The 17,007-nt window shown below is 61.0% G+C and carries 16 protein-coding genes and 1 tRNA gene; 8 read left to right on the forward strand and 9 right to left on the reverse strand.

The window, feature by feature from the left end; genetic code table 11:
- Positions 1-71: 71 nt before the first annotated feature.
- Together RIN13_RS00750 and RIN13_RS00755 are read left to right on the forward strand one after the other, a co-directional pair.
- Complete coding sequence (locus tag RIN13_RS00750; RefSeq protein WP_309105417.1) at positions 72-797, forward strand: FCD domain-containing protein; 726 nt, start codon at positions 72-74, stop codon at positions 795-797.
- Positions 798-912: 115 nt separating this feature from the next.
- Positions 913-1,968, forward strand: coding sequence for a D-2-hydroxyacid dehydrogenase (locus RIN13_RS00755; protein WP_309105418.1), 1,056 nt, complete (start codon positions 913-915; stop codon positions 1,966-1,968).
- 25 nt (positions 1,969-1,993) lie between these two features.
- Here RIN13_RS00755 and RIN13_RS00760 read toward each other — a convergent pair whose 3' ends face one another.
- Complete coding sequence (locus tag RIN13_RS00760; protein WP_309105419.1) at positions 1,994-3,202, reverse strand: hypothetical protein; 1,209 nt, start codon at positions 3,200-3,202, stop codon at positions 1,994-1,996.
- The gene (locus RIN13_RS00765; RefSeq protein ID WP_309105420.1) at positions 3,199-3,726 is read right to left on the reverse strand and encodes an RNA polymerase sigma factor; all 528 of its coding nucleotides are present in this window, start codon (positions 3,724-3,726) and stop codon (positions 3,199-3,201) included. Before RIN13_RS00765 ends, RIN13_RS00760 begins: the two co-directional genes overlap by 4 nt.
- 109 nt (positions 3,727-3,835) lie before the next feature.
- On the opposite strand from RIN13_RS00765, the gene RIN13_RS00770 reads away from it, so the two are divergent.
- The gene (locus RIN13_RS00770) at positions 3,836-4,585 is read left to right on the forward strand and encodes a class I SAM-dependent methyltransferase (protein WP_309105421.1); all 750 of its coding nucleotides are present in this window, start codon (positions 3,836-3,838) and stop codon (positions 4,583-4,585) included.
- A gap of 110 nt (positions 4,586-4,695) precedes the next feature.
- Here the strand turns inward: RIN13_RS00770 and RIN13_RS00775 are convergent, their stop codons facing one another.
- The 7 genes from RIN13_RS00775 to RIN13_RS00805 all read right to left on the reverse strand — a co-directional run bounded on the left by RIN13_RS00775 (position 4,696) and on the right by RIN13_RS00805 (position 9,787).
- Positions 4,696-6,045 (reverse strand): MFS transporter, encoded by a 1,350-nt coding sequence (locus RIN13_RS00775; protein WP_309105422.1) that lies wholly within the window; start codon positions 6,043-6,045, stop codon positions 4,696-4,698.
- A 193-nt stretch (positions 6,046-6,238) separates the two neighbouring features.
- Complete coding sequence (locus RIN13_RS00780; RefSeq protein ID WP_309105423.1) at positions 6,239-7,036, reverse strand: IclR family transcriptional regulator; 798 nt, start codon at positions 7,034-7,036, stop codon at positions 6,239-6,241.
- Positions 7,037-7,385: 349 nt separating this feature from the next.
- On the reverse strand, positions 7,386-7,670 hold the full coding sequence (locus tag RIN13_RS00785; protein ID WP_309105424.1) for a hypothetical protein: 285 nt from the start codon (positions 7,668-7,670) through the stop codon (positions 7,386-7,388).
- A 91-nt stretch (positions 7,671-7,761) separates the two neighbouring features.
- Positions 7,762-7,837: transfer RNA gene (locus RIN13_RS00790), tRNA-Val, on the reverse strand.
- 106 nt (positions 7,838-7,943) lie between these two features.
- Positions 7,944-8,864 carry an NAD-dependent protein deacetylase gene (locus RIN13_RS00795; RefSeq protein WP_309105425.1) on the reverse strand — a complete coding sequence of 307 codons (921 nt, stop codon included), beginning with the start codon at positions 8,862-8,864 and terminating at the stop codon, positions 7,944-7,946.
- Between the two features lie 9 nt (positions 8,865-8,873).
- On the reverse strand, positions 8,874-9,365 hold the full coding sequence (locus RIN13_RS00800; protein WP_375164637.1) for a peroxiredoxin: 492 nt from the start codon (positions 9,363-9,365) through the stop codon (positions 8,874-8,876).
- 2 nt (positions 9,366-9,367) lie between these two features.
- Positions 9,368-9,787, reverse strand: coding sequence for a DUF3052 domain-containing protein (locus tag RIN13_RS00805; protein ID WP_309105427.1), 420 nt, complete (start codon positions 9,785-9,787; stop codon positions 9,368-9,370).
- A 428-nt stretch (positions 9,788-10,215) separates the two neighbouring features.
- On the opposite strand from RIN13_RS00805, the gene aceE reads away from it, so the two are divergent.
- From aceE to RIN13_RS00830, 5 genes are all read left to right on the forward strand, one after another.
- Complete coding sequence (gene aceE / locus RIN13_RS00810) at positions 10,216-12,957, forward strand: pyruvate dehydrogenase (acetyl-transferring), homodimeric type (protein ID WP_309105500.1); 2,742 nt, start codon at positions 10,216-10,218, stop codon at positions 12,955-12,957.
- A gap of 148 nt (positions 12,958-13,105) precedes the next feature.
- Positions 13,106-14,350, forward strand: a complete 1,245-nt coding sequence (locus RIN13_RS00815) for a helix-turn-helix domain-containing protein (RefSeq protein WP_309105428.1) — start codon at positions 13,106-13,108, stop codon at positions 14,348-14,350.
- 88 nt (positions 14,351-14,438) lie between these two features.
- Positions 14,439-15,368, forward strand: coding sequence for an ACP S-malonyltransferase (locus RIN13_RS00820; protein ID WP_309105429.1), 930 nt, complete (start codon positions 14,439-14,441; stop codon positions 15,366-15,368).
- Positions 15,365-16,477, forward strand: a complete 1,113-nt coding sequence (locus RIN13_RS00825; protein ID WP_309105430.1) for a beta-ketoacyl-ACP synthase III — start codon at positions 15,365-15,367, stop codon at positions 16,475-16,477. The genes RIN13_RS00820 and RIN13_RS00825 overlap by 4 nt, the downstream gene beginning before the upstream one ends.
- Before the next feature lie 131 nt (positions 16,478-16,608).
- Positions 16,609-16,854 (forward strand): acyl carrier protein, encoded by a 246-nt coding sequence (locus RIN13_RS00830; protein ID WP_214840220.1) that lies wholly within the window; start codon positions 16,609-16,611, stop codon positions 16,852-16,854.
- The last annotated feature ends 153 nt before the right edge of the window (positions 16,855-17,007 follow it).

Raw genomic sequence — 17,007 nt, forward strand, 5'->3', positions numbered from 1 at the left:
CCCGGGCACCTCTTCCGAACTGCCGGCAACCAGCTGAAGGAAACAACACGGGCACGATTATGCTTACCACTATGTCAACCAGCCTCCACCATCGTGCCATTGAACATTTGGGGACCAGCATCGTCGGAGGAAACCTTCCCGCAGGCCATGTTGTCCTGGCTGAGCAACTGGAGGATGAACTCAAAGTCTCCCGCTCAGTGGTCCGCGAGGCCGTCCGGGTCCTGCAGTCCCTCGGCTTGGTCGAAACAATTAAGCGAGTTGGCATCCGGGTGCTTCCTGCCGATCGCTGGAACCCGTTCGATCCGCTTGTGATCCGGTGGCGTCTGGCTGGGGACGCCCGCGGAGCCCAACTTCGCTCACTTGCGGAGCTCCGTTCGGCGGTTGAACCAATAGCTGCAGAGCTTGCGGCCCTCAATGCGCCGGAGGCCCTTCGAAGAGAGCTCCTTGAAGTGTCCGACGCCATGAAAGCCGCAGGCGAGGCAGGCGACCTCCCTCAGTTCCTGAACCTGGACATCCGGTTTCATTCCTTGCTGCTGACAGGTTCGGGCAATGAAATGTTTGCAAATCTTGTGGGGCAGGTGGCCGAGACTCTGACTGGCCGGACTGTCCTTGGACTGATGCCCGATCACCCCAGTGAAGCTGCCCTGGGGTGGCACAGAGAGGTGGCGGAGGCCATCGCGGCAGCAGATTCAGCGGGCGCACGGGAAGCGGCAGACAAAATCATGCGCCACTCCCTGGCTGAGCTGGAGCCCAACTGGAGGGATCAGCCCCGGGTATTTCTCCAGCCTCGCAGATGAGGCTTCTGACCGCCCCGACGCTTTCCCCGTGAGCAGCAGCTAAGACTGCCGTAAGCTGACGACTTCCTTGGCGCAGGTGTTCAGTACTCTTGACTGAATTCAGTATGATGAACACATGACCCCTGCTGAAACCATCGTCGCGATCGCTGTCCCGCTCGAAGCTGAGCATGTGGAGCGGATCCGCGCCGTAGATCCCACTGTGACTGTGCTGTATGAACCCGACCTCCTTCCCCCGGAGCGTTTCCCGGCCGACCATTCAGGCGACCCGGACTTCCAGCGGACCCCGGAGCAGGAAGAACGCTATTGGGCGATGCTCAACAAGGCCCAGGTCCTGTACGGCTTTCCCAACGAAAGCGCCAGCGGCCTGGCCAGAATCGCCGGCAGCAACCCCCATCTGCAGTGGATCCATGCCATGGCCGCGGGGGCAGGAGGTGCAGTCAAGGCCTCGGGACTGGACAGTCAGACACTCCAGAAGTTCCAGGTCACAACCTCTGCCGGCGTACACGCCTTGCCCCTCGCGGAATTCGCTGCCCTCGGCATCCTCAACGGATTCAAACGCAGCGCTGAACTGGCGCAGGACCAGGCTGTCAAAGCATGGCCTGAACTCCGAATTCCCACCCGCTTGGTCAATGGCTCGCAGCTGGTGGTCGCAGGACTGGGTGAGATCGGACTTGAGACGGCCAGGATCGCCCGGGCCCTGGGCATGAAGGTCAGCGGCACCAAGCGCTCCGTGGCACCCATCGACGGAATTGATGAAGTAGCAGACAACAGCGGCCTTGCCAGGCTTGTGGCTTCGGCAGACGCCGTCGTCAACACCCTGCCGGGCACTCCCTACACTGAGAAGCTCTTCAACCGGGAGGTTTTCTCGGCCATGAAGCCCGGCAGTGTGTTCATCAACGTGGGACGCGGGACAGTGGTGGACGAGGACGCCCTGCTTGAAGCCCTGAACAACGGCCAGGTTTCCTATGCTTGCCTGGACGTCTTCGCCGTCGAGCCTCTCCCGCAGGAGAGTCCACTGTGGAACCACCCGAAAGTTATGGTTTCCCCCCATACCTCCGCACTCAGCGCCGCTGAGAACCGGCTCATCGCCCAGCGCTTCTGCAGCAACCTGCGCACCTACCTCGACGGCGGGGAACTCCCCCACCTTGTTGATACCGTGCACTTTTACTGAGTCCCAAGAGGCAGATTCCCGGAAATTAAGGCGTTGGCAGCACGACGCCGCGGCCCTTCTGGTACGGGCTGCCCCCTACGCGTTCCGGCATGACATCGAAGACCGGGAGCGTCTCACCGGCACAGGATGCAGTTTCGACAGTCAACTGCCCCTTGACCAACGGCCGCGGTTCACCGTCTGTCATCGAGATGAATCCCCATTCATTGAGAATGACTGATGTGTCGGCTTGATTTGCTCCGCGATAGGAACCGCGGCCTTCCGCATCCACTGGTAGTGGCCTGACGGCGGCGGTGAACCCCGCGGGCCAGCGCAGATACACCTTCTCTGTGCTGTTTTCAAAGGTAAAGCACGCTTCAGCGGCGGAAATATGGCCGCGCACCAGTCCCTCCCTGGACCCACCTTCTCCTGCGGTGCCCCAGATGACATCGGTAGCGGTCTCAGGCGACAGGCTGCCTGTGTAAGAGGCCACGGGCACGTCCCCCTTCGGTGCCACGTCTATGCGCGATCGAAGGTCATCACCGATGTCCACCGGTTCGTCGGTGAAGGGGTCCGTCGTGGCGGACGTCCTGATGTTCCGGATCTGCAGAAGCGCGTGTGCTCTCTCCATCAAATGCATCTCACCGTCGGCGCCAAGGGCAAAGAACCCGAGGTACGTCATGGGCGCTTCTTTCTGGCTGTGCTGCCAAAGCAGGGTACCGCTGGCGGTCCTGTCTTCCACTGCGGCAACATCCACGGAGGTGGTCCCCAGGCTACGCGAACCTTTCAACACCTGCCGTACATCCACCGGTTCGACCCCGATCCGGTCACCTAAATTCCTGGAAGTGGGCAATGCCTCCAGGACGAGCACTTCGTCTGCTTCGGCGAATAAGTCGTGGAACGGTCCGGCGGGAGGGTTTTGACCGGGATCAGGGGCGGCAGCAGATGGAGCGGGATTCAAGGGAGGAGCCTCCATCGTGGCCGCTGGTGCCGCGACGGGCGGGGGCTGGAGGTAGCTTGCAGTGAAGACGGCTGCCGCTACCGCGGCAACTGCCAGGAACCCTCCGGCTACTCGCCGGCGTTTGAGCCGGAGGGTGTGCGAATCGTCCTCCGGATCGCCAACAAAGATATGGGTAGCATCCGATTCCCGGAACGAAAGACTTCTGGCCCGGCTCCGGGCCAACTCGGAGTCAGTGATGTCCAATGCAGGATCAGCCATGAGTAAGCGTTCCAGATCGGCGGCGGAAATGTCCTTCATCGTTGGAACTCCTCTGACTCTCGTTCGGTCTGAAGCAGCTGACCGAGCGCCTTGCGGGCACGGTGAAGCCGCATCCTTATGGCTGTGGCACTGATATTCAGGAGGTTTGATACCTCACCGGAACTGAAGCCATCCCAGTACGTCAGCAATAGGACTTCGCGTTCATCCGGTTTCAGCAGCTCCAACGCATCACGGACTGTCACGTCATCATCGACCGCCTGCTCTGCCCGTTCCAGATACAAGGAAGACAGGAGGTTGGCTGAGCGGGCTGCAGACCTCATGTGATTCCGCAGAACGTTGCGTGCCACCCCGAAGAGGACCATGACAGACAGTTCGTCCTCGTGCCTGGATTTCTCCCACACGATCCGGAATACTTCCGCGCAGAGGTCCTCGGCAGTAGAAGGATTCTCAGTTCGCCGGCGGAAGTATCGGTATATGCGGTCGTGGCAGGCTGCGTGAGCCGCCGTAAACCGCTTTTGTCTTTCCAGGTCCACGCGATCCCCCAGATGCGTTTGTAAGCTCATGCCCGGTTAATGTCCGGCAACCGGGAAAGTGTAACCAGGATTCGCAAATTGCCCGTTTTGGAGCTGATTTACCGCCCGCTACTTCCCACCCATGTGCAATAGTGGCGGCATGGTTAATCAGCAACAGCTTTGGGACCATCATGTCGCGAAAGGGTACGACACCCCGGGGGAGGGAATGTTCTCCCCCGAAGTTCTTAGGCCCACGATAGAGGTTCTGTCGAAGCTCGCAGGCGACGGTCCGGCAGTCGAGTTCGCCATTGGCACGGGGCGTGTCGCCATTCCCTTGGTAGAAGCGGGGGTCCAGGTCACCGGCGTCGAGCTGTCCCACGCAATGATCTCCCGGCTACGTGAAAAGGTTGGCGAGGAGCGCATTCCCGTTGTTCAGGGCGACATGACCGACGCATCGGCGGGCGAGGACTTTTCGCTGGCTTTTCTGGTGTTCAACACCATCTCCAATCTCCTTACTCAGGACGAACAGGTCCGGTGTTTCCAGAACGCCGCCCGTCATCTGGCCCCCGGCGGACGCTTCGTTATTGAGCTCTGGGTGCCGCAACTGCGTTCGCTGCCGCCCGGACACGGCGCGACAGTCGAGGTGAGTCAGCCCGGATACCTTCTGGTAGATACCTACGACGTGTTACGCCAGCACGTTGTCTCCCACCATGTGCAGTTCGGCCCCGAACTGTCGGAAGGGCGTGATGCAAAGATCGCACGGACACCACACCGGTACATCTGGCCCAGCGAGCTCGATCTTATGGCGCGGCTGACTGGATTTGAGCTCGAATCGAGATGGGCGGACTGGGACCGCAGCGAATTCACTGCCGACTCCCGCAGCCACGTTTCCGTATACCGGAAAGATTGAATCTATCGTTCGTACTATTTGACGTTAAGTCGGTGTTCTCAAACAAAAGGCGGCCCTCTGAGAAGGGCCGCCTTTTGCTACAGACAACGAGGAGTTGTGAAGTACGTGGCCTAGCTGGCGTCCTCGACGAGCAGGAGGTCCCGCCCTCTGGTTTCCGGAGTGAAGAAGGTAGTGGCAAAGGAGATCAGCGCCAGCACTCCCGAGTAGATAGCCAGAACGAGCCACGAGTATCCGGTGGCCGCAAGAAGGGCGGCGCCAACCAGGGGAACGAGACCGCCGGCCAGCACTGCGGAAAGCTCACGGCTCATGGCAACGCCGGTGAAACGGTACTGGGATCCGAACAGTTCCGGCAGGAGCGGGCACTGCGGGCCGAGCATCGACTGCACGCCGAGTGCGATGCCCACCACCATGACGACCCAGACGAGCGTTACGTTGCCAAGGGTGACCAGGTAGAAGGCCGGGAAGGCAATGAGAGCCTGGAAGAGGGCACCGTAGCGGTAAACGGGCACTCGTCCGAAACGGTCGGACAGGGCACCGAACGTAACCACCATAACGGCGGCGAAGCCTGCGGCGATGAGGAGGCCAACGGGACCAATGAACTTGTCTCCCGGGAACACTCCGGCCGGAGCTGCGAGGAAGGCGACCAGCAGCGCTGAGTAGATCGAGGAGTTTCCATTCTCACCCATCCGCAGCCCGATACCGATCAGCACATTCTTTTTTGAGTGCTTCCAGAGCTCGCCCACGGGGTTTTTGACAACATTCTTGTGCTTTTCCAGCTCCTGGAAGACCGGTGTTTCCTTCAGTCGCAACCGGATGAAGATAGCAACAGCAATCAACAGGATGCTGGCCAGGAACGGAACGCGCCACAGCCAGCCTTCAAGAACGGCCTTGTCTGCCATCGCGATCAGGGCAAACGTACCGGCGCCGAGCAGTGTGCCGAGCTGGATGCCGACGAATGGAAGGGAGGCGAAGAAACCACGACGCCGCCGCGGTGCAACTTCCGAGATGAGCGTAGTGGCTCCCGCCTGCTCTGCGCCCGCACCAAGTCCCTGGAGGATTCGCAGGGTTACAAGGAGAACCGCACCCAGCATTCCCGCCTGTTCAAAGGTAGGCAGTAGCCCGATGGCGAAGCTCGCTGCTCCCATAAGGCCGATGGTCAGGATCAGGACCATCTTCCGGCCGAAGCGGTCCCCGATGTAGCCGAAGATGACCCCACCGAAGGGCCGGGCTGCGAACCCAACACCGTATGTAGCGAATGACGCAATCAGCGCACCCTCAGCTCCAAGAGGCTTGAAGAACAAGGGCCCAAAAATCAGGGCTGAAGCCAGGCCGTAGATATAGAAGTCGTAGTACTCAAGTGCGGAGCCCACGGAGCTGGCAAGAGTTGCCCTTCGCAGCTGTTCCGGTTCGACGACGGCGCCGTCCTCGTCAGCCAGCGGTAATTCAGTACGAGTTGTCACAAGCACTCCCTTATGAACACTCCAGACCCCCGTTGGTCTGGCGGGATAGCCCAGCACCGCAGTGCTGATCACTATGGTGAACACAGTACAACATAGTGAACGCTCGGCCAAGGAGAATTTTCCATGTGTCACAGGAAGGGATGCATATGACCCTCGGAGGCCGAATCAGCTGCCAGGGCTCACCTGGTCACCCCTACCCCATGGGATTACCCAGGGAATGGGCCAGCTCCTGCAACTCCTTTACCATTTGGGCGCCCTGTTCCGGCGAATAGGTGGCTTTCAGTGCCGTGACTGAAAGTCCAAGGCTGGGCCCATGAGCTCCACGGGTAGGCACAGCCACAGCAAGGCAGACCACCCCGGTTGTTGACTCCTCGTCCTCGAAGGCGTAGCCCTGTTCACGGATTTGCCGGATCTGGGCCTTCAACTCCGCTCCGGTGCGCAGTGACTTGGGTGTCATTACGGGCAATTGCAAGTCGTCCGGGAACTTCTCTGCCAGGTCGTGATCGTGGAGGCGGGCAATAAGGACTTTCCCCACCGCACAGAGGGAGACAGGCATCTTGTCGCCGATGTTGGACGTCAGGCGTACGGCGGGATGACCTTCGTAGCGTGCAAGGTAGATGACGTTCATTCCCTCAAGCATTGCGATCCGTACCGTCTCACCAGACAGCGTGGGAGCCTGTTCGCAGTAGCGGTAGAACTCCTGCACCTCGTCCAGCCGGCTCAGGTAGGCGGCGCCCAGCTCCACGAGCTTGCGTCCCAAGGCAAAATCCTGGCCCTGCCTGCTCACGAGGCGCGCCTCCTCCAAGGCAAGGAGGAGGTTGGAGGTTGATGATTTCGGGATAGCCAGCTCACGGGCCAGATCACTTAGTGTCAGCCGACCAGTGGCCGACGCCGCCAAAGCGTCCAGGACGGCCGACGCCCGCGTGACAGCCGGGGCGGGAGACGCGCTTCCTGCTCCCTCAGACGAACGGGAAGTTCGGGAATCCACCATGATTCTCCTTAGCTCGATACCGCTTGTTTCAGCCCTCTGTTCATTCAGCTGAACACTAAACATCCTAGTGCTAAAGCGAGTTGGGCACTCCTGCTGTATGGCTTATACGCCGGCCCTATGGGTGGCCAACTTCGGCGAGCCCTCGCCAGGATGGGGACACAGACGTTGCCCTGAAGTTTCCGTAAAAGTTACGAGCTGTTTCGCTTTTCCAACGCTTCACGGTATATTCATGTCAAGCCTTCCACCGCGGCATCCCCCAATAGCCGCGGTGGAGGGCTTATCCAATTCTTGGGTTAGCGCTGATTCTTGCGATGACTGCCGACTGCCCTCCCGGCGACGACGGCTCCCCCTAGGCCGCCACCGCCGAGCGAACCCGCCAACCTCCACCCAATCCGTCGCGGATCAGCTCCATGGTGGTCAACGGAGACGAACAATTCCCGCCCAGCCTCGCCTGGATCTGCCACACCTCGACATCCATCCGGCTCAGCCCCTTTGGCATTCTCCGCTCGGCCTCCCACCAGTTCGTCCGCTCAAACCACCGGACGCAGTCGGCGGCGACGGTCCACTCGCGGCCACTCCTGACTACAGCCGCTGGATGACCGTTGGGGGTCAGGCGTACTACTACGTGTTCCATCGGCCCAAGTTATAGCGAGGGTACGACAATCAGCGGCACGCGAGAAACCCCGCCACTCTGGCCAAATAAACCAGAATGACGGGGTTTCCTGTGGTGGGTCCTACCGGGATCGAACCGATGACATCCACGGTGTAAACGTGGCGCTCTACCAGCTGAGCTAAAGACCCATCGCTTGGTTTGAACGATGTCGTGCGTCCAACCAACGAACATAGACTCTACCCGAACCTGGGCGGAGAAAGCCAATCGCCTTCGCTGTCCTGTAGTCGCCGGTCCCTATGGCGGGGAAAGATTGGCCGCGAGCCACGTCAGTGACTGACTTACGCCGGCTTCGAGCTTTATGGTTGCCAGGTTATCCCCGCGGGTTTCACCCCGGTTGATGATAATTACCGGTTTCCCCTGCTTCGCTGCATGGCGAACGAACCGCAAGCCGCTCATAACGGTCAGCGAGGATCCTGCGACAACAAGCGCTTCGCCTTCGTCCACCATCGCATAAGCCTGTTCCACGATTTCCTTCGGAACATTCTCGCCAAAATAGACGAAGTCGGGCTTCAGCAGCCCACCGCAGGCAGGGCAGTTGGCGATCACAAAACTCTCGATCAGCCGGAGGTCGTCCACTTCAGCGTCAGCGTCAGGCGCTATCTCGACCACTCCTGCTGCAAGAGCTTCCTCAAGGAATCCCGGATTGAGTTCTTCAAGCACGCCCGCCACAAGTTTCCTGCTGTAGCGGCGGGAGCATGAGAGGCAGACAACCTGGTCAAAGCGGCCGTGCAGGTCAACCACATTGACGGTCCCGGCGTCTTCGTGCAGGCGGTCAACGTTCTGGGTAATGAGGCCCGTCAACAGCCCACGCTGTTCAAGAGCGGTGACGGCCAGGTGTCCGGGGTTTGGATCCGCGCGCTTCAGATGGGACCAGCCGATGTGGTTGCGTGCCCAATAGCGCTGACGGTTGTGGTGATCCCCTACGAACTCCTGGTACGTCATGGGTTCACGGGGAGGCGAACCTGGGCCGCGGTAATCCGGAATTCCGGAATCTGTACTCAATCCGGCTCCGGTGAGCATTGCAAACCGGGTGCCGGCAAGGAGACCCGCTATTGCCTTGAGTATTTCCAGCTGATCAGGGGCGGGGCCTGCGGCAGGAACAGAGGGCACGATTGCAAACCCAGTCATCCCGATCCCCGGCCGCCGCTGCCTCATCGAATTCAGCTATCTGGCCAGTCCGGCCAAGGCCTCACGATACTCGGCCACGTCCCGGGCTTGTCCCCGGGGATTGACGATGACGTATTGGATCACGCCGTGCGCGTCGATGATGAAAGTGCCGCGCAAAGCCATCCCCTTCACGGCGTCAAACACGCCATACTGCTGTGCCACCGCCCCGTGAGGCCAGAAGTCTGCCAGAAGGCTGAAGCCGTAGGCTTCCGCCTCTGCATAGGCACGAAGCGTGAACTTACTGTCGACAGATACTGCCAGCACGGTTGCGTTCGTCTCTTCAAACGCAGCGAGGTTGTCCCGGATCTCACACAGCTCTTGTGTACAGATCCCGGAAAACGCAAAAGGATAAAAAATCACAACAACGTTTTGGCCACGCAATGCAGAGAGCCGGACAGGCTCACCGAACTGATTGACCAGTTCGAAATCCGGAGCCGGCTGGCCGACGGCGGGAACAAGTGCATGTTCTGCTGTGGCCTGAACGGGCAGGGTCACTTATTCTTCCTGGTCACCAACCGGGTGGCGCTCCAATCCTTGGACACACCGGCTGACGTAGTGACGTGAAGGCCGGCAGTGGGGGCAGCATCCTGGATGTCTGCAGGAGACACGTAGCCGGGCCGGCCGGATTTCGGTGTCAGAACCCAAATGGCGCCGCCCTCGGAGAGGGTGGTCAGGGGTTCGACGAGAGTGTCCACGAGGTCGCCGTCGTCGGCCCTCCACCAAAGAATGGCGGCATCAACAACGTCGTGGTCATCTTCATCAAGGAGTTCCGAGCCCGTGAGGTCTTCAATATCGTCACGCAAGTCGAAGTCGACGTCGTCGTCGTAGCCGAACTCCTGAATCAGATCCCCGTTTTTGAAACCCAATTTTTCCGCCACATTTACCGAAGTGGCGGCGTCGGCCTCGCTCACGTGTTCCTCCAATACTCTTGATTGCATAAAAGTCAGGCGACCTCCATTAGTACAAGCCAACACCCTTTGTGCCTGTGCATCAAGCTGTTGACTCCGTGGCCCCGCAATTTCTGCGCTAACGGGCACGCCGGATCCGCTGAGGCTACCCGACGGATTGTCACACAACCAGTATGACGGCGAAATACGACAGCGGTGTAAAGCAGGCGGCTACGCATCGCATCGCGGTCGGAGTTAGAGTTGCTGATGACGTCTATGCCTGCGGGGCAACCGCTCTGGCTTTATGTGTGGTCATAGACGTGATAGGACCCCTGCCCGGCGCACATGACCGGGCTGATGTTACCGATACGTCGCACACGTCGCGTTCACGCCAGGCAGTTACCCTGCCGGACCTGAGGGCGCCGCTGAATGCGCGCAAAGAGAGGTTGGACGTGGCTGCAGGAGAAGATACCTCCCATATCCTCAGCGGGTTGACTAACCAGCTGCCTGATCGTGATCCGGATGAGACCGCCGAATGGATTGAGTCCCTCGACTCGCTGATCAGGGAACAGGGCACCGAGCGTGCCCAGTACATCATGCGCAGTCTGTTGCAGCGTGCCGGCGCTCAGAGCGTCGGGGTTCCGATGGTTACCACCACGGACTATGTGAACACCATCCCGGTGGACCAGGAAGCAGAATTCCCGGGGAACGAGGAGTACGAACGCCGCTACCGGGCGTACATGCGCTGGAATGCAGCAGTGATGGTGCACCGTTCCCAGCGCCCCAATATCGGCGTTGGCGGGCACATCTCCACCTATGCCGGCGCTGCGACCCTGTATGAGGTGGGGTTCAACCACTTCTTCCGCGGCAAGGACCATCCCGGCGGAGGGGACCAGGTGTTTTTTCAGGGACACGCTTCCCCGGGAATGTACGCCCGCGCCTTTATGGAGGGCCGGCTCAGCGAGAAGGACCTCGACGGGTTCAGGCAGGAAAAGTCCCGTGAGGGACATGCCCTCTCCTCCTATCCTCACCCCAGGCTGATGCCTGACTTCTGGGAATTCCCCACTGTGTCCATGGGCATTGGCCCCATGAATGCGATTTACCAGGCCCAGTCCAACCGGTACCTGCACAACCGCGGCTTCAAGGACACCTCAGACCAGCAGGTCTGGGCATTCCTGGGCGACGGCGAGATGGACGAGCCTGAGTCCCGCGGCCTGCTGCAGTTGGCAGCGAACGAGAACCTGGACAACCTGAACTTCGTCATCAACTGCAACCTGCAGCGCCTTGACGGGCCGGTCCGCGGCAACGGCAAGATCATGCAGGAACTCGAAGCCTTCTTCCGTGGCGCGGGCTGGAACGTCATCAAGGTGGTCTGGGGCCGCGAGTGGGATGACCTGCTGACGCGCGACTCGGACGGGTCGCTCGTGAAGATCATGAACGAAACCGCCGACGGCGACTACCAGACGTACAAGGCCGAATCCGGCGGGTTCGTGCGCGAGCACTTCTTCGGTAAGACTCCGCAGACGAAGGACTTGGTCGCGGACCTGAGCGATGACGACATCTGGAACCTCAAGCGCGGCGGGCACGACTACCGCAAGGTCTACGCCGCGTACAAGGCCGCCACTGAATTCAAGGGCAAGCCAACCGTCATCCTGGCCAAGACGGTTAAGGGATACGGTCTTGGACCGCACTTCGAAGGCCGCAACGCGACTCACCAGATGAAGAAACTCACCCTGGATGATCTCAAGGCGTTCCGCGACCACCTTCGGATCCCCATCACGGACGACCAGCTTGAGGGCGACCCGTACCAGCCGCCGTATTTCCACCCCGGTACCGAAGCCCCCGAAATCAAGTACCTGATGGAGCGACGGGCTGCCCTGGGCGGATCTGTTCCCGAGCGGCGGTCCGAGCACGTGGACGTCAAGCTTCCGGATACCAAGGCCTATGAAGTGGCCAAGCGCGGTTCGGGTAAGCAAATGGCGGCCACCACCATGGCGTTCGTCCGGCTGCTCAAGGACCTCATGAGGGATAAGGAATTCGGCCAGAGGATTGTGCCGATCATCCCCGATGAGGCGCGTACCTTCGGCATGGACGCCTTCTTCCCGACTGCTAAGATCTACAACCCCAAGGGCCAAAACTATCTTTCCGTGGACCGGGACCTCGTCCTGGCTTACAAGGAGTCTCCTGCCGGGCAGCTGATCCACCCGGGCATTAACGAAGCCGGAGCAGTGGCGGCGTTCACAGCAGCCGGAACCGCCTACGCCACCCACGGCCAGCCGCTGATACCGGTATACGTGTTCTACTCAATGTTCGGTTTCCAGCGGACAGGCGATGCTTTCTGGGCAGCGGCTGACCAGATGACGCGTGGTTTCATCATCGGCGCCACGGCTGGCCGCACCACCCTTACCGGTGAAGGCCTCCAGCACGCTGACGGACACTCTCCGATTCTCGCCTCCACAAACCCCGCTGTGGTCACCTATGACCCCGCTTACGGTTACGAAATGGGCCATATCGTCCGTGACGGCCTCGAGCGGATGTACGGCGAGAACAGCGGCGACCGGAACCTCATGTACTACCTCACGGTGTACAACGAGCCCATCCTGCAGCCTGCTGAACCCGAAGAACTGGACGTCGAAGGACTCCTCAAGGGCATCTACCTGCTGGCACCGGCGAAGATCGACGGTCCCCGGACCCAGATCCTGGCCTCGGGCGTGTCGGTTCCCTGGGCTCTGGACGCCCAGCGGATTCTTGCCGAGGACTGGGGCGTTTCCGCCGATGTCTGGTCTGTTACGTCCTGGAACGAACTCCGCCGCGACGGCCTTGCCGCCGAAGAAGAGGCGTTCCTGAATCCGGGCCAGCCCGCGAGGACACCTTTCGTGGCGCAGCAACTGGCCGGGGCCACCGGACCGATTGTCGCCGTTACCGACTACATGAAGGCCGTCCCGGACCAGATCCGCCAGTTCCTTCCGAACGAGTTCGCTTCGCTCGGGGCTGACGGGTTCGGTTTCTCGGACACCCGTGCGGCAGCACGCCGCTTCTTCAAGAACGACACCCATTCAGTGGTTGTCCGCTCCCTTGAGATGCTGGCCCGCCGCGGAGAAGTGGATGCCGGAGCGCCCGCTCAGGCAATCGAGAAGTACCGCCTGCACAACGTCAATGCCGGCAGCACCGGTAACGCTGGAGGAGACTCCTAGCCCCGGACAGCACTTGCATTGAGCATTGCCATGGCGACGGCGGTTCCCACCTTTCGGTGGGGACCGCCGTCGTCGTTCTTGGGTCTAAAGGCGGTTTGTAGCCTTTGCACAAATGGAGCTTGTCCGGCGCGCACCGTATGCTCGTTGCATGGCAGAGCCAAACCCAACTCCCCCAAAGCGCAAACCTGCGTCACGGGCCCTCAGCCCGGAAAAGACCGAAACGCTTAAAAAACTGCGGGCAAGCGTGGGCCAGCTGTCCACCACCACTTTGCGCCAACTGGAAAAATCGCTTCCTTGGTACAGCAGGCTCAGCTCGGATGAGCGGTCCGCCCTCGGCATGGTCGCCCAGAACGGTATCGCAGCGTTCGTGACCTGGTACGAAAGGCCGAGTTCGCCGTCGTGGATTCTTTCTGACGTCTTCGGGACAGCACCCACCGAACTCACCCGCTCGATCAGCCTGCAAAAGGCCCTCCAGCTGATCCGCATCGTGGTTGAGGTAGTCGAGGACCAGGTGCCGGTGATCGCACCGGAGGCGGATCAGCCTTCCCTGCGTGAAGCTGTGCTGCGCTATTCCCGTGAAGTGGCCTTTGCAGCCGCCGACGTCTACGCCCGCGCCGCTGAATCCCGTGGTTCCTGGGATACCCGCCTTGAAGCACTGATTGTTGATGCCATCCTTCGCGGGGAAAACACGGACGCATTGAGATCCAGGATCGCTGCCCTGGGCTGGAAAGCCCAGGAACGGTTCACGGTAATGGTTGGAAACTCGCCATCCGAGCCCAGCGCGAGCTATGTGAGTGAACTGCGCCGGACCGCTGGCCGCTTTGCCGAGGACGCACTCGTAGGGATTCAGGGAGACCGCCTGATCCTGATCCTGGGCGGTTTGCAAGACAGGGAGTCCGCTTACCAGAAGCTCAGCGAGCTGTTCGCGCCGGGCCCTGTGGTCTACGGGCCCGAAGCCGGTTCGCTGCTGGAAGCGAGCGGCTCTGCCCAGTCCGCCTTTGCCGGATTGACCGCTGCGCGAGCCTGGCCCTCGGCCCCCCGGCCCGTCGCCGCCGATGATCTGCTGCCCGAACGGGTCATTTCCGGCGACGATGCGGCACGCAGGTGCCTCGTGAAAAACATCTACAGACCCCTGGTGGCCGCTTCCAACGGCCTCGTGGAGACGCTGGGAACGTATTTGGAACTAGGGCATTCGTTGGAGGCAACAGCCCGGGAACTCTTCGTTCATGCCAACACCGTCCGTTACCGTCTGAAGCGGGTGTGTGATGTCACAGGATGGGATCCGCTCCTCCCCCGGGAGGCTTTCGTTCTCCAGGCGGCGCTGGTTGTAGGCCGTTTGTCCGCCCCTCCGAAGCCTGCCACGGAACGCCAGCCATCCCGAAACAACAACTGAACCGTTGTAGACTTCCTACAAACTGACCCATGGAGCTTGGTGCATCAATGCACCGCTGAATCGCTCGGTAATTTGGAAAGCTGGATACGTGCTTGCAATCGTCTGCCCTGGACAGGGCTCCCAGACCCCTGGTTTTCTGGCCCCTTGGCTGGAACTGCCTTCCGTGGCAGGCCATCTGGCCGCCCTGAGTGAAATCGCAGGCATCGACCTCACCGCCCATGGAACCACCTCTGACGAAGAGACGATCAAAGATACTGCTGTTGCGCAGCCTTTGATTGTGGCCGCCGGCCTGGTGGCAGCAAAGTCCCTGTTCGACGTCGAACTGAGCACTCTCCCGGTGGTCCTGGCCGGCCACTCCGTGGGAGAGATCACCGCTTCCGCCCTTGCCGGCGTCGTCACTGAGGCCGAGGCCATGACCTTCGTCCGCGAGCGTGCCAACAGCATGGCTTCGGCTGCGGCCGTCACCCCCACCGGCATGAGTGCTGTTGTGGGCGGCGATCCCGCCGAGGTCCTCGCTGCCATCGAAGCCTCGGGGGCAACACCTGCCAACGTCAACGGAGCCGGCCAGACTGTTGCAGCTGGCACATTCGATCAGCTGAAGTTTCTCGCGGACAACCCACCGGCCAAGGCGCGGGTCATCCCCCTGAAGGTTGCCGGAGCCTTCCATACCTCGCACATGTCACCCGCTGTGAGCGCGCTGGAGGCCTTGAAGCCGACCCTGTCCCCGCAGAACCCCCAGGTGCCGCTCCTCTCCAACTTTGACGGCCAGGCAGTAACGGAAGGCTCCGCGGCAGTGGAGAGCCTTATCGCCCAGGTATCCCGACCGGTCCGCTGGGACCTGTGCATGGAATCCCTCGTCCAGAGGGGTGTCACCGGAGTCATCGAACTTGCCCCCGCCGGGACCCTTGCTGGTCTCGCGAAACGAGGAATGCCGGGCGTCAAAACAGTCGCCGTCAAGACCCCCGAAGATCTCTCCGCTGCCCTTGCCCTCTTCGCAGAACTGGATGGCCAGTCATGAGCGTCCCCGTTCTCAAACAGGCACCCGTAAACGCGAACACCAGGATCCTTGGCCTCGGCGCCTACCGTCCGGATGTCATCGTCACCAACGACGACGTCTGCCAGTGGATCGACTCCTCGGACGAATGGATCCGTCAGCGTACAGGCATCGTCACCCGGCATCGTGCAGCCGCTGATGTCAGCGTAATTGACATGGCGGAGGGCGCGGCCCGCGAGGCCCTCCAGAAGGCCGGCATCGATGCCTCCCAGTTGGGCGCGGTGATCGTTTCCACTGTGACCCACCCCTACGCGACTCCTTCTGCGGCAGCGAGCCTTGCAGATCGGATCGGAGCCACGCCCGCTCCGGCGTTCGATATCTCCGCAGCCTGTGCCGGCTACTGCTATGGCATAGCCCAAGGTGATGCCCTTGTCAGGTCCGGAGCCGCAGACTACGTGCTGGTGGTCGGTGCGGAAAAACTCTCGGACGTTATCGACAACACCGAGCGCACCATTTCGTTCCTGCTCGGTGATGGCGCCGGCGCCGTTGTCATCGGCCCGTCGGACTCTCCCGGTATCGGCCCTTCCGTCTGGGGTTCAGATGGCAGCAAGTGGGACGCCATCGGCATGACCCATTCCCTCAATGAAGCCCGGGACCAGGCACTCGACCCGCAGGGATTGGCCTCAGGGGTCCGCTCCCAAGGGAACACCACCCATGGAAACGTCACGCTCACGGCCTTGAGCACCGCCGAGGCAGCTGTAACGGAAGCAGCCATCTGGCCCACTCTCCGCCAGGACGGCCAGACAGTCTTCCGCTGGGCTGTTTGGGAGATGGCCAAAGTAGCCCAGCAAGCGCTCGACGCCGCAGGCGTCACGGCAGATGACCTTGTGGCCTTCGTACCCCACCAGGCGAACATGCGGATCATCGATGAGATGGTGAAGAAGCTCAAACTCCCCGAGACGGTCACCGTCGCCCGGGACATCGCTGAAGCCGGAAACACCTCTGCCGCATCCATCCCCCTGGCCACCCACAGGCTACTCAAGGAAAACCCTGCCCTGAGCGGCGGGCTCGCCCTGCAGATCGGCTTCGGCGCCGGCCTTGTCTTTGGCGCCCAGGTGGTCGTGCTGCCATAGGCACCGGTCCTACGGTCAGCGATCCAATAACTGAATACGTTCTGAGAAGCACGCATTTTTCCACACCAAGCCGTATCCGCGGTTTGCACCATTTCCGGTAACCGCCGGCAACACAAGAAAAGGAGCCATCAATGGCTAGCAACGAAGAGATCCTGGCCGGCCTGGCTGAAATCGTCAACGAAGAAACCGGCCTGGCTACTGAGGCAGTAGAGCTGGACAAGTCCTTTACCGAGGACCTGGACATCGACTCCATCTCCATGATGACCATCGTGGTCAACGCCGAAGAGAAGTTCGGCGTACGCATCCCGGACGAAGAGGTCAAGAACCTCAAGACCGTTGGCGACGCCGTCAGCTTCATCTCCAACGCCCAGGCCTAGTCCGGGCTTCAGGCTCCAAGCCTGAGGGGCCGCTGGTCCCGGTCCGGCGATTTCCGCCGCCGGGACCGGCAGCCCAACGAAGTTCCAAGTTTTCGATAGATCCTTACGCACGCCCCCGCGCAGCCTCCCGGCCACCAGCGGAGGGCGCGGCAA

Source organism: Arthrobacter sp., from assembly GCF_031179985.1.
GTDB lineage: Bacteria > Actinomycetota > Actinomycetes > Actinomycetales > Micrococcaceae > Arthrobacter.

Bases quoted from the DNA above. Each gene is read 5' to 3' on its own strand.
- RIN13_RS00815 (WP_309105428.1), top strand. From the start codon at position 13,106: ATGGCAGAGCCAAACCCAACTCCCCCAAAGCGCAAACCTGCGTCACGG.
- RIN13_RS00825 (WP_309105430.1), top strand. From the start codon at position 15,365: ATGAGCGTCCCCGTTCTCAAACAGGCACCCGTAAACGCGAACACCAGG.
- RIN13_RS00780 (WP_309105423.1), bottom strand. From the start codon at position 7,036: ATGGTGGATTCCCGAACTTCCCGTTCGTCTGAGGGAGCAGGAAGCGCG.
- RIN13_RS00750 (WP_309105417.1), top strand. From the start codon at position 72: ATGTCAACCAGCCTCCACCATCGTGCCATTGAACATTTGGGGACCAGC.
- RIN13_RS00785 (WP_309105424.1), bottom strand. From the start codon at position 7,670: ATGGAACACGTAGTAGTACGCCTGACCCCCAACGGTCATCCAGCGGCT.
- RIN13_RS00760 (WP_309105419.1), bottom strand. From the start codon at position 3,202: ATGAAGGACATTTCCGCCGCCGATCTGGAACGCTTACTCATGGCTGAT.
- RIN13_RS00830 (WP_214840220.1), top strand. From the start codon at position 16,609: ATGGCTAGCAACGAAGAGATCCTGGCCGGCCTGGCTGAAATCGTCAAC.
- RIN13_RS00755 (WP_309105418.1), top strand. From the start codon at position 913: ATGACCCCTGCTGAAACCATCGTCGCGATCGCTGTCCCGCTCGAAGCT.
- RIN13_RS00770 (WP_309105421.1), top strand. From the start codon at position 3,836: ATGGTTAATCAGCAACAGCTTTGGGACCATCATGTCGCGAAAGGGTAC.
- RIN13_RS00795 (WP_309105425.1), bottom strand. From the start codon at position 8,864: ATGAGGCAGCGGCGGCCGGGGATCGGGATGACTGGGTTTGCAATCGTG.
- RIN13_RS00765 (WP_309105420.1), bottom strand. From the start codon at position 3,726: ATGAGCTTACAAACGCATCTGGGGGATCGCGTGGACCTGGAAAGACAA.